The sequence below is a fragment of the Ruminiclostridium cellobioparum subsp. termitidis CT1112 genome (genome assembly GCF_000350485.1).
In the GTDB taxonomy this organism is placed as follows: Bacteria; Bacillota; Clostridia; order Acetivibrionales; family DSM-1351; genus Ruminiclostridium; species Ruminiclostridium termitidis.
Window position 1 is genome coordinate 48,410 of the sequence record NZ_AORV01000017.1, and the last position, 16,292, is coordinate 64,701.

Here is a 16,292-nt window from a genome sequence, read left to right on the forward strand (position 1 = left end):
CCTTACCAAATACCGCGTTCACCGAATTTCTTGGCAAGTGAGTTCGCCCCGATGAGGAAAATAACACAGACTACAGACTGAAACAGTCCCACCGCAGTAGTTAAAGAGAATTGAAGGCCACGGATACCGTTAGTATATACGAAAGTTGAGATAACATTGGATACGTTGTCAACCAGAGCATTTCTTAAAGCATATGGTCTATCAAACTCACTGCCCAGAATACGTCCCAGATTCATAATAAGCAGAACGATGATAGTAGGACGCAGGCCCGGCAGTGTTACATACCACATTTTTTTGAAGCGTCCCGCTCCGTCGATTGAAGCAGCCTCATACAGTTCGGGATTGATTCCCGTAAGTGCGGCCAGGTATATGATGGAGTTCCAGCCCACACTTTGCCATACTCCCAGCAATATGTAAGTCGCTACCCAATACTTCGGATCATTGAGGAAGGGAATGGATTCAACCCCCAGATGATTCAGCATGATATTCAGAAGACCCGTACTTGGTGCAAATAACTGCAATGCCATACCCGAGATGATGATCCATGAAAGAAAGTGAGGCATGTATGCAACAGTTTGGGTAACCCGTTTGAACTTTGCAAAGGTCAGCTCGTTGAGCAGCAATGCCAGTATAATGGGAGCCGGAAATCCAATCACCAGATCCAGCAGGTTGAGTAAAATCGTATTGCGCAATGCAAAAATGAAGTCCCTGTTTGCAAAGGCCTTTATAAAGTACTCGAAACCATGGTTGCCCGCCCAGGGCATTTCCCAGGGACTCTGCACTATACTGTATTTCTTGAATGCTATCTGGATGTAAGTCATCGGTACATAACGGAACACAAGAAAATATACGATAGGCACGACAAGCAGAAGATATAGTGTCCAGTAACGTTTTAAATAGTTTTTGAGTTTTTGTGTATTTCCAGACAAAGGTGCACCCCTTTTCTTTATTTTTTAATTAACAGAGAGTGGAAACTTGTACTCCCGGAGGCCGGTTGTACAAATAAGCTTCATAAAATAATACATAAAAATATTGCATAAAATTTCTTCTATTTTCCTGCTGCAAGATAGCAATAATAATCATAAACCTGAGCATCTTTTGCAAATTTATGGTTTTGCCCCTGCGCAATTGCACATATCAGCACAAAACTTTCTTCAAGCGATTTAACACCCCCAGAGATAGCTTACAATTAGTCACCTATATTCAGATAATAACAATTTCGTGTAATAAATAATATGCTTATATTGTCATTTGACTTGCAAAAGTTGCTATGTTGTTATATTGATAATTTTTGAAGATGTTTTGGCTTTTATTTGACAGCCCTTTTCATATTTAATAAGTTTTTAATACAAAATCATAAGCGTGTTCGTTTCTATTCTCAAACCCGTACCACAATATGGCACAGGTTTTTTAAAACAATTCACATTTTGCCATATTATTTTTACTTGTCAATACAACTATTTGTAAATCAAATATCCTATAATTTGCGGTCATTGGCCATTTTAACTGGCATCCCTCTCCGACATTCTCTTTACTTGCACTTCAACAAAACTATTAGTTGTAATTACAACAATATAGTACTTGTATTTATAATAAATGATACTTTATAATAGAAATATTAAATTAACTTGTTGTGCTATTTGAAAATTACAGGAATAAAAGGGAGGAACCTATGATTTACACCCCCAAGTATATGGAAATTGTTGAGTGGACAGTTGAACAGATTTCCACCGAAGCATTCAAGCCAAATGATAAATTTCTGTCCGAGACCGAGCTTGGAGAAAAGTTCGGCTTTTCCCGTCAAACCGTGCGCCGGGCACTGGAGGTATTGGAGCAGCGTGGTTATATCTCCCGGATCCAGGGCAGCGGTACCTACGTCTCCTCCCGCAAACCTAACCCGCCTTCCCTTGATAGGGAACGTACCATGACGGTTGGCATAATTTCTACATATCTGGACAATTATATTTTTCCAAGTATCGTGCGCGGCATAGAAGGTGTTCTCTCCTCCTGCGGCTATGCCGTCCAGTTGGCATCTACCAACAACTCTGTGGAAACCGAGGCCAGGGCTCTGCAGCTTATGGCTGAAAGGCGTGTTGACGGCCTGATCATCGTTCCCACAAGGAGTGCCTTGCCCTGTGCAAATCTTGATTTGTACAATTCTCTAATACAAGCGGGAACGCCTATGGTTTTTATTGATTCGTTCTACTCCGAGCTGTCCATTCCATATGTAAGCCTGGATGATGTTATGGCGGGATATTCAGCGGCAAAGCACCTTATAAGTATGGGGCACCGCAATATTTCGGGCATATTCTCACACATCAACAGGCAGGGGCACCTGCGCTACCTGGGCTATGTCAGGGCACTGAAGGAGCATGGCATTCCGATCCGGGAGGACCGGATTTTCTGGTATTCAAAGGAGAGTGTACAGCAGCTGCTGCACGGGAGCCGATTTCTGGATCAGCTGGCCGGGTGCACCGCAGCTCTGTGTTTTAACGACCATATGGCCTTAAGGCTTATTGACTATCTGCGTCAAAACGGCAGAAATATCCCCGAAGATCTCTCTGTGGTGGGAATCGATAATTCGGAGCCGGCCAAGATCGCCTCACTCACCAGCATTAACCATCCTTCGGAGGAATTGGGCCAGGCTGCCGCAAAACTTCTATTGTCTTTAATTAACGGATCGGAGGGAAAGAACGTCCTGTTCTCGCCGCAGCTGCAAATACGCGGTTCCGTCCGGCAATTGGAGAAAGAAAATGTGACTGAATAACATTGTTCGCCTTATAGCGGATGAGGGAGTGAAAGGATTTCATTACATTTTGTAGCCGCAATGCGGCTCAAAGCCATAATATGGCTCATGGAGGTTAACATGAAATTATTTAATGATGGCTGGATGTTTGCCAAAGGCCAGCCCAAAAACTTCATACCCGTGGAAATACCCCACGATTGGTTGATTTATGATGTAAACAATTTGTATGAAAACGGTCTGGGCTGGTACAGGCGTGAATTCGACACCAGCTTTCTCCAGGACGGGCAGAGACTGTTCCTCCGTTTTGACGGTGTCTATATGGACATCACGCTGTTTGTAAACGACCGGCAGGTGGGGGAATGGAAGTACGGCTATACCGCCTTTGAATACGATATAACCGATTTCTTACGTTCAGAAGGAAATAATACAATTCTGCTGAAGGTGGACTATAAGTCCCCCAATTCCCGTTGGTACACAGGTGCCGGCATATACAGGGATGTGTTTTTAAAGGTTAAAAATGCCAGCCATTTTGTTTCGGACGGTATATATATTACTACCGGCAAACGGGATAACCAATGGTTTTTCGAGGCTGATGCCGAGGTGGAAACCTGCGGCAGGCCATATGAGGTCAGGCACACTTTGCTGGATGCAGGAGACGATATCCTGCCATGGGACATTGATAATCCGCAGCTGTATACCTTGCGCTCCGAATTACTGGTGGACGGCGTTATCACCGATGTGGAGCATACCCGTTTCGGCTTCCGCACCATTGACTATACAAGCGATAAGGGCTTTTTCCTCAACGGGAGGCCTGTTAAGTTTAAAGGTGTATGCCTGCATCACGATCTGGGTTCGCTGGGATCGGCGGTGCACCCGGATGCCATACGCAGGCAGCTGACTCTGCTTCGCAGCATGGGTGTGAATGCGCTGCGTACCGCGCACAATCCTCCTGCCAAAGTATTTATGGATATTGCCGATGAAATGGGCTTTCTGGTCATGTCGGAAATTCTGGACATGTGGAAACAACCCAAGAATACCTATGATTATGCAAGGTTCTTTGATGGCTGGATTGAAAAAGATGTGGCATCCTGGATACGCCGGGACAGAAATCATCCTTCGATCATCCTGTGGAGCATCGGCAATGAGATTCACGATACCCATCTGGATGCCCGGGCCGGAGCCGAAACCATGAACCGCCTGATTGAGCTTGTAAGGAAGCACGACCACAAGGGGCATGCGCCTGTGACTCTTTGCTCCAATTATATGCCCTGGGAGAATACCCAGAAATGCGCCGATATAATTAAACTCATCGGTTACAACTACGGTGAGACGCTTTATGATAATCATCACACACAACATCCCGATTGGATCATCTATGGCAGCGAAACCTGCTCCACCGTGCAAAGCCGTGGAGTTTATCACTTCCCGCTCAACAAGTCCATTTTAGCCGACGATGACCTGCAGTGTTCGGCTCTGGGCAACAGTTCAACCAGTTGGGGAGCCAGAAGCGTTGAAGCCTGTGTAAAATTTGACCTGGATACGCCGTATTCACTGGGGCATTTCGTATGGGTAGGACAGGACCATCTCGGCGAGCCCACTCCATATCACACAAAGAACTCTTACCTTGGACACATTGACACGGCAGGTTTCCCCAAAGATTCCTATTATTTGTTCCAGGCAGCCTGGACCGACTATAGGAAAGCGCCCATGGTACATCTCCTCCCCTATTGGGATTTTTCACCGGGGCAAATCATAGATGTACAGGTTTACTCAAATGCACCGGAGATCGAGCTGTTTTTCAACAATGCAAGTCTGGGTGCGGTAACCCTCAAAGACCGTTTTTCAGCCAGCTGGCAAATGGCTTACCAGCCCGGAACCTTGCGGGCGGTGGCCTATGATGAACAGGGCAATGTAATTGCAGAAGAGTGCAGAAGCTCCTTTGGTGACGCGGAAAGTCTTCAAATCCAGCGTGAAAGGTTTGGAGAGCTTGAATTTATAACCATTACGGCTGCAGACAGGAACGGTAACTGTGTGGAGAATGCCAACTGCAGGGTCCGCATCTCGGTAAAGGGAGGGGAACTTCTGACCCTGGACAACGGCGACTCCACAGATTACGACCAATACCGCACGGACAGCAGGCGGTTGTTTAACGGTAGGCTTCTAGCTGTCGTGAAGTGTGAAAATGACGACCCGCCTCACATATCTGCGGCAATGAATGACAATGATATTCCCATACGGAAAATCGAACTGTCGGTACATGACTACACTGTTACCGCACGGATTTTCCCTGAGAATGCAACATACGGCGACCTGTACTGGCGGTTGACCGATGTGGGTGGTATAGACAGTCCTCTGGCCACCCTCAAGGCTGCCGGGGACGGCAAAAGCGCAACAGTAATTCCAAAGGGCGACGGCAGGGTCTATGTACGCTGCGCTGCCAGAAACGGGCGCGGACATGTGACAATAATATCACAGCAGGTGATCAATATTACAGGTATGGGTAAAGCGTTCCTGGATCCTTACGGCTTTGTGTCGGCAGGGCTATGCAACTGCAGCAATGCCGAACTCACCAACGGCAACGAGCGTGGTATTGCAACCCTGCGCAGCGGTGAAAGTCACGTGGGCTTCAAAGATGTGGACTTTGGAGATTACGGCTCGGATGAAATCACCTTGCCGTTATTTCCTCTTGGAAAAGAGCCGTTTACTTTCGAAATTTGGGAAGGGATGCCTTCCGAAGGCGGTGAATTGCTTTATACGGCAGCCTACGACAAGGGTTCTGTCTGGAACACCTACCAGGAAGTGACTTATAAGCTTCCCAGGCGTTTGCGAGGCGTAACCACCCTGTGTTTGGTATTCAGGGAAAAGGTCCATATCAAGGGCTTTTCCTTTAAAAAGTACATAAAAGCTTTTCAAAAACTTTCTGCCGCGGAATACGATACTATTTACGGGGATTCTTTCAGGGTCAATGCCGGTACGGTTGAGAATATCGGAAACAATGTTTCCATCATATATGAAAATATGGACTTTGGTGATACCGGCGCAAGCAGTGTCGCCCTGAGCTGGAGATCGGAATTACCAAGCAATTCCATTCAAATTGTATTTACCGGTGAAGAAGAAAAATTTCAAAAAGTGATATTTGCGGATGGTTCCGAGGATTACACAAGCGCAGTATTTCCACTGGGAGATACGGTTACCGGTAAAAAGACGGTATCCCTGATTTTCCTTCCCGGCAACAGCATCGACCTTGCCTGGCTGCAGTTCCACAGGTAGGCTGAATTCTAAAGCACCCTGATTATCAGGCTTTTAACAGCAGTATTCCCGGAGGGCAACTAAACAAACCCGCCGGGAATACTTTTCAAAAGCGTATGTGTTATAAACAAAGTTTATCTATTTATGCAACGCCCACAGTGATCAGTATATTGGCAAACACCCTCTTTTCACCTGTTGAAACTGCTATTTTAACATTATCCTGTTTGCATGCTTCATAAAATTCATACCGGTCAAGCTTTCCCGGTACTACATCCCCGGTAAGGATACTCCTGAACTCACCGAATATCTCCGGTTCCTCTCCCGACCCGGGAACCATTACCTCTGCGGCTTCAATGGCAAGAGTTTTATCAATGACCTCCAAAACCTGAGTCACAGTAGGAACACCATGTGTCAATCCAAGATATACCTTTTTGGTATTCCCTCCCGTGTTTGATTCCAAAGGATAGTTTCCGTCGGCTATCAAAATTTTATCCCCATGCCCGCATGCTGCCAGAAGTCCTGCCAGCCCGGGATTTATACAAGCTGTTTTAAGCATAGTCCGCTCCTTTATTTGTCCTTTTCATCTTCTCTCAGCTGTCCCAGAGTTCCTCCCGGATGCCACTTAACGTACTGCTGGGGCGTAATATTTTTTTCACACTGCAGCAGCAGGCTCAATATCTGAAGCACGAACACTTCTGCCAGTATTGACGCCCTGGGAGCCCTGTTCAGGGGATCGCCCTCATTTTCAACCCCCGCATACAGGAAGGCATCGGCATTTCTGACCAGCCAGGAGTCCCTTTTACCGGTAACCGCAATAATTTTTGCCCCATTGTTCTTCAGTGTCATCACAGTAGCTTTAAGCTCGGAGGTTTCACCGCTGTTTGATATTGCAATCACGACGTCTCCCGGCCTTACCTGGCCCGAGGAACCGTGAACTGCTTCGGTACCGTGGAGCTCATAAGCAGGAGTGCCGGTAGACGACAGCAGGGAGGCTACATAGCCCGCCACATGCCCCGGCTTTCCGATTCCCGTGATATGTACCCTGCTCCCATGCTCTTCGGCATCCATTATGAGCTCCATGGCCTTTTTATAAACCTCAAGGCTTATATCCTTCTTTAAGGCTTCTATCTCACTTATGGAAATGTCAACAAAATTTTTTAATACGTCATCCAATGTCTGATCCATAATCACACCCCCCGTTTTCCAATGTAATTATCCTTTTTCATTAAATCCCTTACCTCCTGAATAACCGGCAGAGAGGTTATTGCCCCCATTCTCGAAACCGTAATGGTGGCAGTATAGTTGGCAAAATCAAGGGCTTCTTCCATAGTCATGCCCATACACACCGCCGAACAGAATGCTCCCGTAAAGGAATCCCCCGCTGCCGTGGGATCAACTACCTTTACAATGTCCACACAGGGTTTGACAATGAACATATCCCTGTTCATAAATGCCACACCATTGCTGCCAAGTGTTATTATCACATTTTTGACACCCTTGTTCAGCAGAACCTTGGCGGCCATTTCAACCTTGCTTATATCTATTCCGCCATCCCCGTCGGTAGTTTTAATTCCTGTCAAACCATACGCCTCATGCTCATTGGGCGAAATATATGTCAGTTTGGAGAGAAGGTCGTCGTCAAGAGGCTGATACGGAGCAGAGTTGAGCATTACCGGCACTCCTTTTTCATATGCGTAATCAATGACCTTTTTATTTACCTCCAATGGTATTTCCAATTGCAGGATTACCATATCATACCGTGAAATTTTATCCTTTAAGAATTCCACATCACTTACAGTCAGTGACATATTGGCACCGGGTACGACTATTATCCTGTTTTTGGCTTTTTTGCCCGGCACCACTTCCAATACCACATTACTTACCGCCGATGAACAGGAGGGGTCTCTGATAACCCCTTCGGCGTTTATACCGGCACTTTCAACAGCTTTCAGAAGCTCATCCCCAAACATGTCCTGTCCCAGCTTGCCCACCATGGTCACATCCATGCCAAGCCTGGCGGCCTGAACAGCCTGGTTTGCACCTTTTCCCCCAGGTGCCGAAGCAAACGATAGTCCGTCATTTACCGTCTCACCCTCACCGGGAACCTTTGAAGTACTGTATATCAAATCCATTACAAAGCTTCCCACTACCAGTATCCTGGGTATCTTCATATAATTCCCCCCTGCCTTGCCTTATAATTTTTTAGATATTGTGAATAAATTTATCCTAAAAAACCGGCCCAAAAGAATATTCCTTCAGGCGCTTAATTTAGGAGTATTTATGAATTTCATGTATTGCATCCGGTACTACTTATAATATTGGTCCATAACTTCCTTTTTTGTAATACACTTGTCACGTCTGCTCATGTATTTTTTTACGCACTCTGTGGCATGGGCTTCCTCTTTAGCCTTCTTTTCTTCATCACGCCAAACCGATGCTCCAAACTCAACCAGCTTTTGCTGTACTTCCTTTACATCTATATTCCTTGGTTCCACACCCTTCACGGCACATAAGCCCGCAACGACTCCGGATGCCTGACCGATTCCCATAATACCGCCCTGGGTACGGTATGAACCGTGAGCTTCGCTTGTTCCTGAAATACATCTTCCGCTTAAAACCATTCCATCCAGCTTTTCAGGTATCAGACACCTGATGGGAATATCATAGGTATCCTTCAAATCCACCCAGCAGCCACCGCTATTACCTTCGGTATAGCCGGTTACGCCGTCCGGATTATGGATGTCCATGGGGAAATACCCTCTGGAAACCACGTCCTCAAATTTTCTGCCTTCTCCGGCATCCTCGGCGGTCAAAATATACAGGCCTTTTATATGCCTTGTTTCACGTACGCCTACTTCGTTGCTTGTAACACTTACATATGCCTTTTCAAAGCCGGGAACATACTTGATCATAAATTCCGAAACAGACTCTATCTGCCTTCTTCCTTCAATTTCACTAATGGATTTTTCAACAGGGTCTGCAGAATTATAGCCCGTCACTCTTGTGGCATTAAAGTGGATGCTGCCGGGATGGATACCGTTCAACACTATTACACTGTCTCTTCCGAAGCACAGATCTCCTGCTTCAACAGCCTTTTTAACCAGCTTTTTAAATCCCTGGGCTACAAAATAGTGCTGCTTTAACCTGTCGCTGTACTCCCTTACCGGAACCAGATCGGATTTCCATTCAAAGTCCCCGGGATTCTGATAAATATATTCATATACCCTGTCGGTGTCCACGTCCACCATTTCAAACATTGATGAACCGGGCTGTGCCTTGCCGGTTTGGGCATTTCCGTACACATAGCCGGCTCCGGCCATAACAGCCACATCCCCGTCCCCGCTTGCATCAACAATAATTTTGGCGCCGAATTTTTTGGTGCCTGCTTTTGTTATGGCAGTAACTCCCGTAATCCTGTCACCCTCTTTTTGCACTTCGCTGATGAAAGCATGAAAGAATATATCCACTCCTGCCTTAACAAGCATTTCTTCAGCCACATATTTGTATTTTTCCCTGTCGTAAAAACCAAGATATGCTCCGCTGCCATATGCGTCCAGCGCTTTTAAATGTCCGGTGCTGCCGTGGACCTTGACCAGCTCTTCTATGAATTCCTGCGGAATTCCATTTATAACCTGCTCATCACCAAAATGAAACGGAGATATAGGGCCTAAAACGGAATTAGTAGCAGCACCACCCAAAAAACCGTTTCTTTCAATTATCAACGTGCTGGCTCCAACCCTGGCCGAAGCCAGACCTGCCATGATTCCCGCCGGGCCGCCTCCTACTACTATTACATCATAATTCTCTTTATAATTCATATTCACACTTCCCCAGCTTCCATTAATATTTTATTTCCTGGGAATGCACTTACACTTTCCCGTATAAGTGCATTCCCGGACCAACTTATTTATTATTTTTGCTGTTATACCAATTTGCAGCATTGTCCAGTTCCGTCTTTGAATCCTTGCCGCCGAATATGACATTCTGCGCTGCCTGAACCAGTTTCACCGACAACTCGGAATAATCTGCCGGGTAGAACTCAACTTTTCCTTTGCTTGCATATTCATTCCAGGTAAGCAATTCATCATAGTTTGCCATGCCCTTGACTTCCTGGTCGTCATATACCGTCTTAAGCGCCGGAAGAACCTTTGCCTTCAACCAGTCAACCTGGCTTTCCTTGGTGAAGAATGCTTTTATGAAATCAAATGAGGCTTCGGGGTTCTTTGAGAACTTTCCAATACCCAAACTCTGTCCTGCAACCACTGCCGGACTTGGTTCATTATCCTTGAAACCCAGCATAGGTGCCGATACAATTTTGTCGTTGAGCTCGGATGCTCTTATAGCAGCCGCTCTTTGTGTTCCTGCATTGCAGGAGAGTATTGTTCCTGCCTTGAATGCATCTATTATCTCATCAACTCCCAGACTTAATGTCGACTTGTCCATTGCCTTGGAGTCCACCAGACTCTTTACATAATCCAGAGCCTGTACGCCTGCATCACTGTTGAATACCGCTTTGCCCGAATCATCAAATAATGTACCTCCGGCCGAGCGAATGAATGGAACAAAGGATTCCATAAAGCTCGCACCTTTTGAACCATCCGACAGCCCTATGACAAAACCCTGTGCCAGAGCTGTTGATTGTGCACCTGCCAGTTTGGACAGACCTGAGAGAGATGTGGGCACTTCCTTGAATATGTCATTTCTGTACCAGAATACAAAGGTTCTGCTCTCCCATGGCAGCGAATATATTTCATTATTGATTTTCAAACTGTCTGCAGAATAAGTATATCCTTCCAGGGTGGGTATGAATTCCTCGGCGTACTTTGTCATTGGCTGGATGGTTCCGCCTGCGATATGCTGTTTCAGCATATCGGTGTACACGTTGATTATGTCGGGTCCGGTGCCTGCTGCCGCCGCCTGGATAGCCTGAGCTTCAAACTTGCTGTAATGAATACTCTCAACCTTAACGGTATTCTTCATGGCATTATTCTTATTGTAGTTGTCAACTATGTTTTTTAAAACAACATTTCTTGGATCCTCCTGGGATTCGGGATTCAAGAAAATCCAAAGAGTTAAATCCGACCCTTCTGCCACGGCAGAACCTGACGAACTTTGTTCAGAACCTGTCTTGCTGCTTTCAGCGTTTCCGTTTGAGTTTCCTCCGCATGCAGCCAGACTAAAGACCAGCACTAATACGAGTATTACACTAACTAATCTTTTCATTTTTTATTCTCCTTTGCCCTTTAAATTATAATTAAAGCATCCAGCCTTAATTCACACTCAAAAGTCTGTTTAATATCCCATTGCGCTCGTCATTTTGGTGCGAAATCCAATCAAAATGCCAAACACAAGCTGACATGAAACAGGTTCTAACCCTTGACTGCCCCGGCAGCCATTCCATCCACGAACTTTTTCTGCAGTAAAACAAACAGAATAATTATCGGAATGATTGTTATCATGACCGCAGACAGAAGTTCTCCCCATTGGACCCCATACTGCGTAATATAGGAATAAAGACCAACCGACACGGTTCGAAGCTTTTCATTCGTTACAAAACTGAAGGATACAAGAAAATCATTCCACACATAAACCGCTGTAAGTAATGCGCTTGACACAATTCCAGGCTGTGACATCGGAATGACGATAGTATAAAAAGTTCTGAGCCGCGAACAGCCATCGATCATTGCCGCTTCTTCAATTGCCAGCGGTACCGAGTCAAAGAACCCTTTCAGTATCCATGTCAGCATTGGTGTTCTCCAGGAAGTGTATACCAGTACCAGCATAAACCTGGTGTTGTAAATTCCGGTTTTTACGCCCATTATATAGAGCGGAATCAGCAGTGCCACAGCAGGAACCATACTGGTCATCAGTATTCCAAACATCAGCTGGTTTTTAAACCTTATATTGAAACGGGAAATTGCATATGCTGCATGCCCGGCTATGACTGTTGAGACAAAAACACATAGAACCGTTACAAGTACGCTGTTTTTAAAGTAGGTTGTAAAATTTGATAAAAACAATACTTTATAATAATTTGTCGTATCCAGTACACTTGGAATAATTGTGGGCGGAAATCTGTTAATCTCTCCGGTCCCTTTCAAGGATGTCATTAATCCCCAGAAAATAGGAATTATCATGACAAAAATAAACAACAGCAAAACTATATATGTAACTATAGTTGATATGCTGAACTTTTCCTTTCCCATGGTTGAGTAACCTTTTGCCATCTTCTGTTCCCTTCTTTCATCACTAGTCTTTTTTTCTGAGGATTTTCATGTAAAAAATGCTGAATAGCATGTTGAGACAAAGTATTATGATACTGCTGGCAGAGCCATACCCCAGGTGCCAGTAGTCAAAGCCTTCCTTAAATGCCAGTACACTCACGGTTTGAGTGGCATCGAAGGGTCCGCCCGATGTCAGGGTATATATCAGAGTAACCATGTTGAAATACTCCATGCTTTGAAGCACAACCGCCGTCAGTATTGTAGGCTTCAGCAGCGGCAGCGTTATTTTGAAGAATGTCTGCAGTTTGGTTGAACCGTCCACCTGGGCCGCCTCATAAATTTCAGAGGATATTGATTGCAGGGCAGCCAGTATCAGGATTAAAACAATGGGGAAGGAATTCCACACATTGGCTAATACAACAGTAAACTTGGCTGCCAGAGGTGTATTAAAGAAGTCGACCTTCTGGCCTGTGATGGAATAATATATATAGCTTACAGGACCATAGTTGCTGTTGAGCAGCCATTTCCACAGCAGAGCCGTAACCGTCTGCGACAATACCCAGGGTATGATCACCAGTGTCCGGATGATTGTCCTCCCTGCAATCTTTTTGTTCAGCAATACTGCACTGATTGTTCCCAAAGGAATAACCAGGATCAAGGACATTAAAACATACGTAACCGAATTGAATATGGAATACCATCCTTTTGCCGACCCCAGTATTTCCTTGTAGTACTGCAGGCCGATAAACTCTTTTATCTGCGCATACTCCGTTGCATGCAGGCTGGTATTGATTGCGTAGAAGATAGGTGCTACAGTCATACATAATATCAAAATCAATGCCGGCGCTAAAAATACAACTGCCAATATTTTTTCTTCATTTAGTTTTTTATTTGCTTTAACTGCCCCGCTCATATTTATACCTTCCCCCCTATATAGCCTTTTGCAGCCTTTTAATCCACATACTTGACAATAAGGTTTTTTGAAATCCTATTCAGTGCTGAAATTTCCTTTTTAAAGGTTTCAGTAAGTCCATCTTCCTCCTTTACCCTGCACACCGTCGTCATGGACAGGTTTTCAAAGGTTTTAAGATAGTATTTTGCATTTACCGGATAATACTGACGCTCAATCAGTGATGTAATTGTAAGCAGATCCGAAAGGTCTTCGGCGCTGATTTTTTCATAATTTTTACAGAGCCAGGCATACAATGACGGATGAAAGTTGGCCATTACTCCGCTGTATCCGGTAGCTCCGTCCTTCAAGGACTCAAGCAGCGTGGAGCTGTTGGCATTATACAGTTTCAAATTACTGCCCTCTATTGCCTTCAGCTTTTTCCGGATTTCCCCGGTATCACAGCAAGTATCCTTCAGAAAGAAAAACCTGCCGGTATCGGCACACCACTTTATATTTTCAACAGATATAAGTCTTTTATACGGATAAGGACATTCGTAGAAGCCTAACGGTATGTCCGGGTCTATTTTTTCCAGAAGTCTTTTGCAATTTTCCAGCCATATTTCATCACTTTCATCTTCCCCTGCCAGGCGGTTGGTTATTAAAATCACCGCATCCACACCTGTTTTCGCTATTTCATTGATTTCTGTCACCTGATCCTCAAAGGAATCGGATACATGACCTGAAGCTATAACCGGGACCCTGCCTGCCGCAGCTTTTACAACTTCTTTAGACAGTTTGATCCTCTCCTCAAGACTCAAATAAAACATCTCGCTCGACTGACAAACTGCAAACAGCCCTGATACACCTTCCTTTATGTACCAATCAACAAGTTGCTCCAGCGCATTATAGTCAATTTCTTGCTTTTCATTGTAAGGAGTCAGCATGACCGGCCAAACCCCACCCGGAAATTTATTTTCCACTATAACTTCACTCCATTTCTGTATAATATATACCAATTATTCATTTTGTTCCACATTGTAGAACTCTGTTCTCAATTGTGTTGTTAAGGAAAACTTAGATAAATATACCTAAGTTTTAGCCCTTCTGGATTTAAAGCGAAATATTCTATTTTTTAATTGATCAAATCCTTATTTCTATTTTTTGAATATATCTCTTTGTAAGCTCAGCTACTTCCTGTATGAAGCTCTCTGTGAATTTCAAGGAAGCTCCGCTTACACTCATGGCGGCAACCACCTGGTGCTTGGAGTCGAATATGGGCAATGCCACACACTTGACACCAAATTCATGTTCCATGTTATCTATTGCATAACCTCTGACTTTTGTGACCTGCAGTTCTTCCTTCAGAATCTTTTTATCCACTATGGTATTCCCGGTAAAGGGCACGAAATCCTGTTCCAGATAGCTTGAGATAAATTCCTCTGACATGTTGGCAAGCATTGCCTTGCCGATTCCCGTGCAGTACATTCCGGCCCGTTCACCGAAAAGAGAACGCATCAAATGAGTTGCCTGCGCAGGGTAGGTAGCCTCGAGATAAAGCACCTCTCCCCGGTGGGGAACTGCGAGGTAAACGTTCTCGTTTGTAATGTTGGCCAGTTCCTGCATGTAGGGCTGGGCTATTTTGGTAATCGCAAAAGTATCCCCCAGAGCCCTGCTCAGGTTAAAAATACCGATACCCAGACTGTATTTTCCTGTTTCCTCATCCTGCTCTATATATCCCATTTGCTTGTATGTATCCAATATATTATGAACATTGCTTTTATAAAGGCCAAGCATTTCACTGATCTCGGTAACACCCAGATTAGGCTTCTTGACAAAGCAGTTTAAAACCTCGATTGCTTTGCTCAAACTTTTGATCTTAACTTCACCAGTATCGTATACCATTGCGCGCCCCCTAGTTCTATAATATAGAACGACGTTCTTTATTTCTATGAATTAATTGTATCATACCTCTTTTTCTAATGCAATAAGGAAAAAATAAAAATAAACCGCTCCAAAAAACCGGAACGGCTCAAAAACTTACCCAATACTTCCTCAAATACCGGCTATTAATATATCAGGGGTTGAAATCATCCGGCAATAATGCCAAATTTCACCTGGACGCTGTTTTCTCCGTCCCCCATATCCACGTCGGCCACACAGGCAATTTCGTCTGCAGTGATCTGGTAAAGGCTGGTCCAGGCCTTTATGTTACGGTTCCAGGGAGACAGGCTGTTTATGTGCCAGGATGAACCATTATCATAACTGAAGGAAAGCTTTCCTTCACTGGATGAAACCACAAGGGTATTGTCCTCAAGCTTCAGTACATACGGCGCTCCTCTCTGTTCCGGTATATATGTACCGTTCCCCTCACTCCACGAAACACCATCGTCCGATATTTTGTAATGAATATCCGCATTGCCCAGCCCTACTATCTCAAATACCACAATATACCTTCCGTCACCCATTCTTGTAAAAACCGGCATCCCCGGACGTAAATCAGGAGTATTGCCGTCCCAGGCAACCCAGATTTCCTCTCCCCATGTATGTCCGCCATCGGAGGAAATCCTTTCAGAAACGATCTGTGAGTATGCAGGACTGCCGGTAACATGCTTTTCATTGGCATAGAATACTGCAATCCTCCCATCATCCAGAAAGCCCATATGCGGTTCATACAACCCTTTGTCGGGATTTCCAAGTGTACCTGCCACTCCTTCTGCCGAGTCTATTGTACTGATTTTTGTCCAGCTCTGTCCCAGATCGGTGCTTTTAAACACATCCAGCCTGTATGACCGGAACCATATTACCGAACGGTCTGCCAGCAGGATATCTCCATTGGGTAACTGGAGCATCTGCCCGTTTTCAAGGTCGCGTCCTTCCTCCGAAAGGGTGGAAATAACCGCCCAGGTCCGGCAGTTATCATTACTCCTGGCTATTTGCAGGATTCCATTTTCCGAATAGGTGGAATAAACCGATAGCCAGCTTCCATCAGCCAGAGGCAAAAGCCTGCCGTATTCGGCTCCCTGCTTGCTGGCAAGGTTGGTTGTATCGGTATCCCAAATGGTGTACGGCTTTGAGTACGAAGTTACAAGGTTTTCCCGCCAATTGGTCCGCGGCAGTATTTTTTCAATATCTGATGTCAGCATTTATTATTCCTCCCGTCACCTGACTCTCTCGCAGTCTT

At 45.0% G+C, this 16,292-nt stretch carries 13 protein-coding genes; 2 read left to right on the forward strand and 11 right to left on the reverse strand.

What is annotated here, in order from left to right:
* Positions 1–2: 2 nt before the first annotated feature.
* Positions 3–929, reverse strand: coding sequence for an ABC transporter permease (locus tag CTER_RS03370; protein WP_004623686.1), 927 nt, complete (start codon positions 927–929; stop codon positions 3–5).
* Positions 930–1,672: 743 nt separating this feature from the next.
* Here CTER_RS03370 and CTER_RS03375 point away from each other — a divergent pair.
* Positions 1,673–2,767, forward strand: a complete 1,095-nt coding sequence (locus tag CTER_RS03375; protein WP_004623768.1) for a GntR family transcriptional regulator — start codon at positions 1,673–1,675, stop codon at positions 2,765–2,767.
* A gap of 99 nt (positions 2,768–2,866) precedes the next feature.
* Positions 2,867–6,016: a glycoside hydrolase family 2 TIM barrel-domain containing protein gene (locus CTER_RS03380; RefSeq protein ID WP_004623739.1), complete on the forward strand. Its 3,150-nt coding sequence runs from the start codon at positions 2,867–2,869 to the stop codon at positions 6,014–6,016.
* A gap of 121 nt (positions 6,017–6,137) precedes the next feature.
* Here CTER_RS03380 and CTER_RS03385 read toward each other — a convergent pair whose 3' ends face one another.
* From CTER_RS03385 to CTER_RS26755, 10 genes are all read right to left on the reverse strand, one after another.
* Positions 6,138–6,551, reverse strand: a complete 414-nt coding sequence (locus tag CTER_RS03385) for an RbsD/FucU family protein (RefSeq protein WP_004623714.1) — start codon at positions 6,549–6,551, stop codon at positions 6,138–6,140.
* 11 nt (positions 6,552–6,562) lie between these two features.
* Positions 6,563–7,180: an SIS domain-containing protein gene (locus CTER_RS03390; RefSeq protein WP_004623720.1), complete on the reverse strand. Its 618-nt coding sequence runs from the start codon at positions 7,178–7,180 to the stop codon at positions 6,563–6,565.
* A gap of 2 nt (positions 7,181–7,182) precedes the next feature.
* Entirely contained in the window at positions 7,183–8,166 is a 984-nt protein-coding gene (locus CTER_RS03395; RefSeq protein WP_004623684.1) for a ribokinase, read from the reverse strand.
* A 135-nt stretch (positions 8,167–8,301) separates the two neighbouring features.
* Complete coding sequence (locus tag CTER_RS03400) at positions 8,302–9,813, reverse strand: FAD-dependent oxidoreductase (RefSeq protein WP_004623772.1); 1,512 nt, start codon at positions 9,811–9,813, stop codon at positions 8,302–8,304.
* 85 nt (positions 9,814–9,898) lie between these two features.
* Entirely contained in the window at positions 9,899–11,218 is a 1,320-nt protein-coding gene (locus tag CTER_RS03405) for an ABC transporter substrate-binding protein (RefSeq protein ID WP_004623755.1), read from the reverse strand.
* A gap of 146 nt (positions 11,219–11,364) precedes the next feature.
* Entirely contained in the window at positions 11,365–12,222 is an 858-nt protein-coding gene (locus CTER_RS03410; RefSeq protein ID WP_004623723.1) for a carbohydrate ABC transporter permease, read from the reverse strand.
* Between the two features lie 22 nt (positions 12,223–12,244).
* Positions 12,245–13,132 carry a carbohydrate ABC transporter permease gene (locus CTER_RS03415; protein ID WP_004623724.1) on the reverse strand — a complete coding sequence of 296 codons (888 nt, stop codon included), beginning with the start codon at positions 13,130–13,132 and terminating at the stop codon, positions 12,245–12,247.
* Between the two features lie 38 nt (positions 13,133–13,170).
* Positions 13,171–14,091 (reverse strand): dihydrodipicolinate synthase family protein, encoded by a 921-nt coding sequence (locus CTER_RS03420; protein WP_004623695.1) that lies wholly within the window; start codon positions 14,089–14,091, stop codon positions 13,171–13,173.
* A gap of 160 nt (positions 14,092–14,251) precedes the next feature.
* Positions 14,252–15,013 (reverse strand): IclR family transcriptional regulator, encoded by a 762-nt coding sequence (locus tag CTER_RS03425; RefSeq protein ID WP_004623727.1) that lies wholly within the window; start codon positions 15,011–15,013, stop codon positions 14,252–14,254.
* 185 nt (positions 15,014–15,198) lie between these two features.
* Positions 15,199–16,254 (reverse strand): sialidase family protein, encoded by a 1,056-nt coding sequence (locus CTER_RS26755; protein ID WP_004623711.1) that lies wholly within the window; start codon positions 16,252–16,254, stop codon positions 15,199–15,201.
* Between the last annotated feature and the right edge of the window lie 38 nt (positions 16,255–16,292).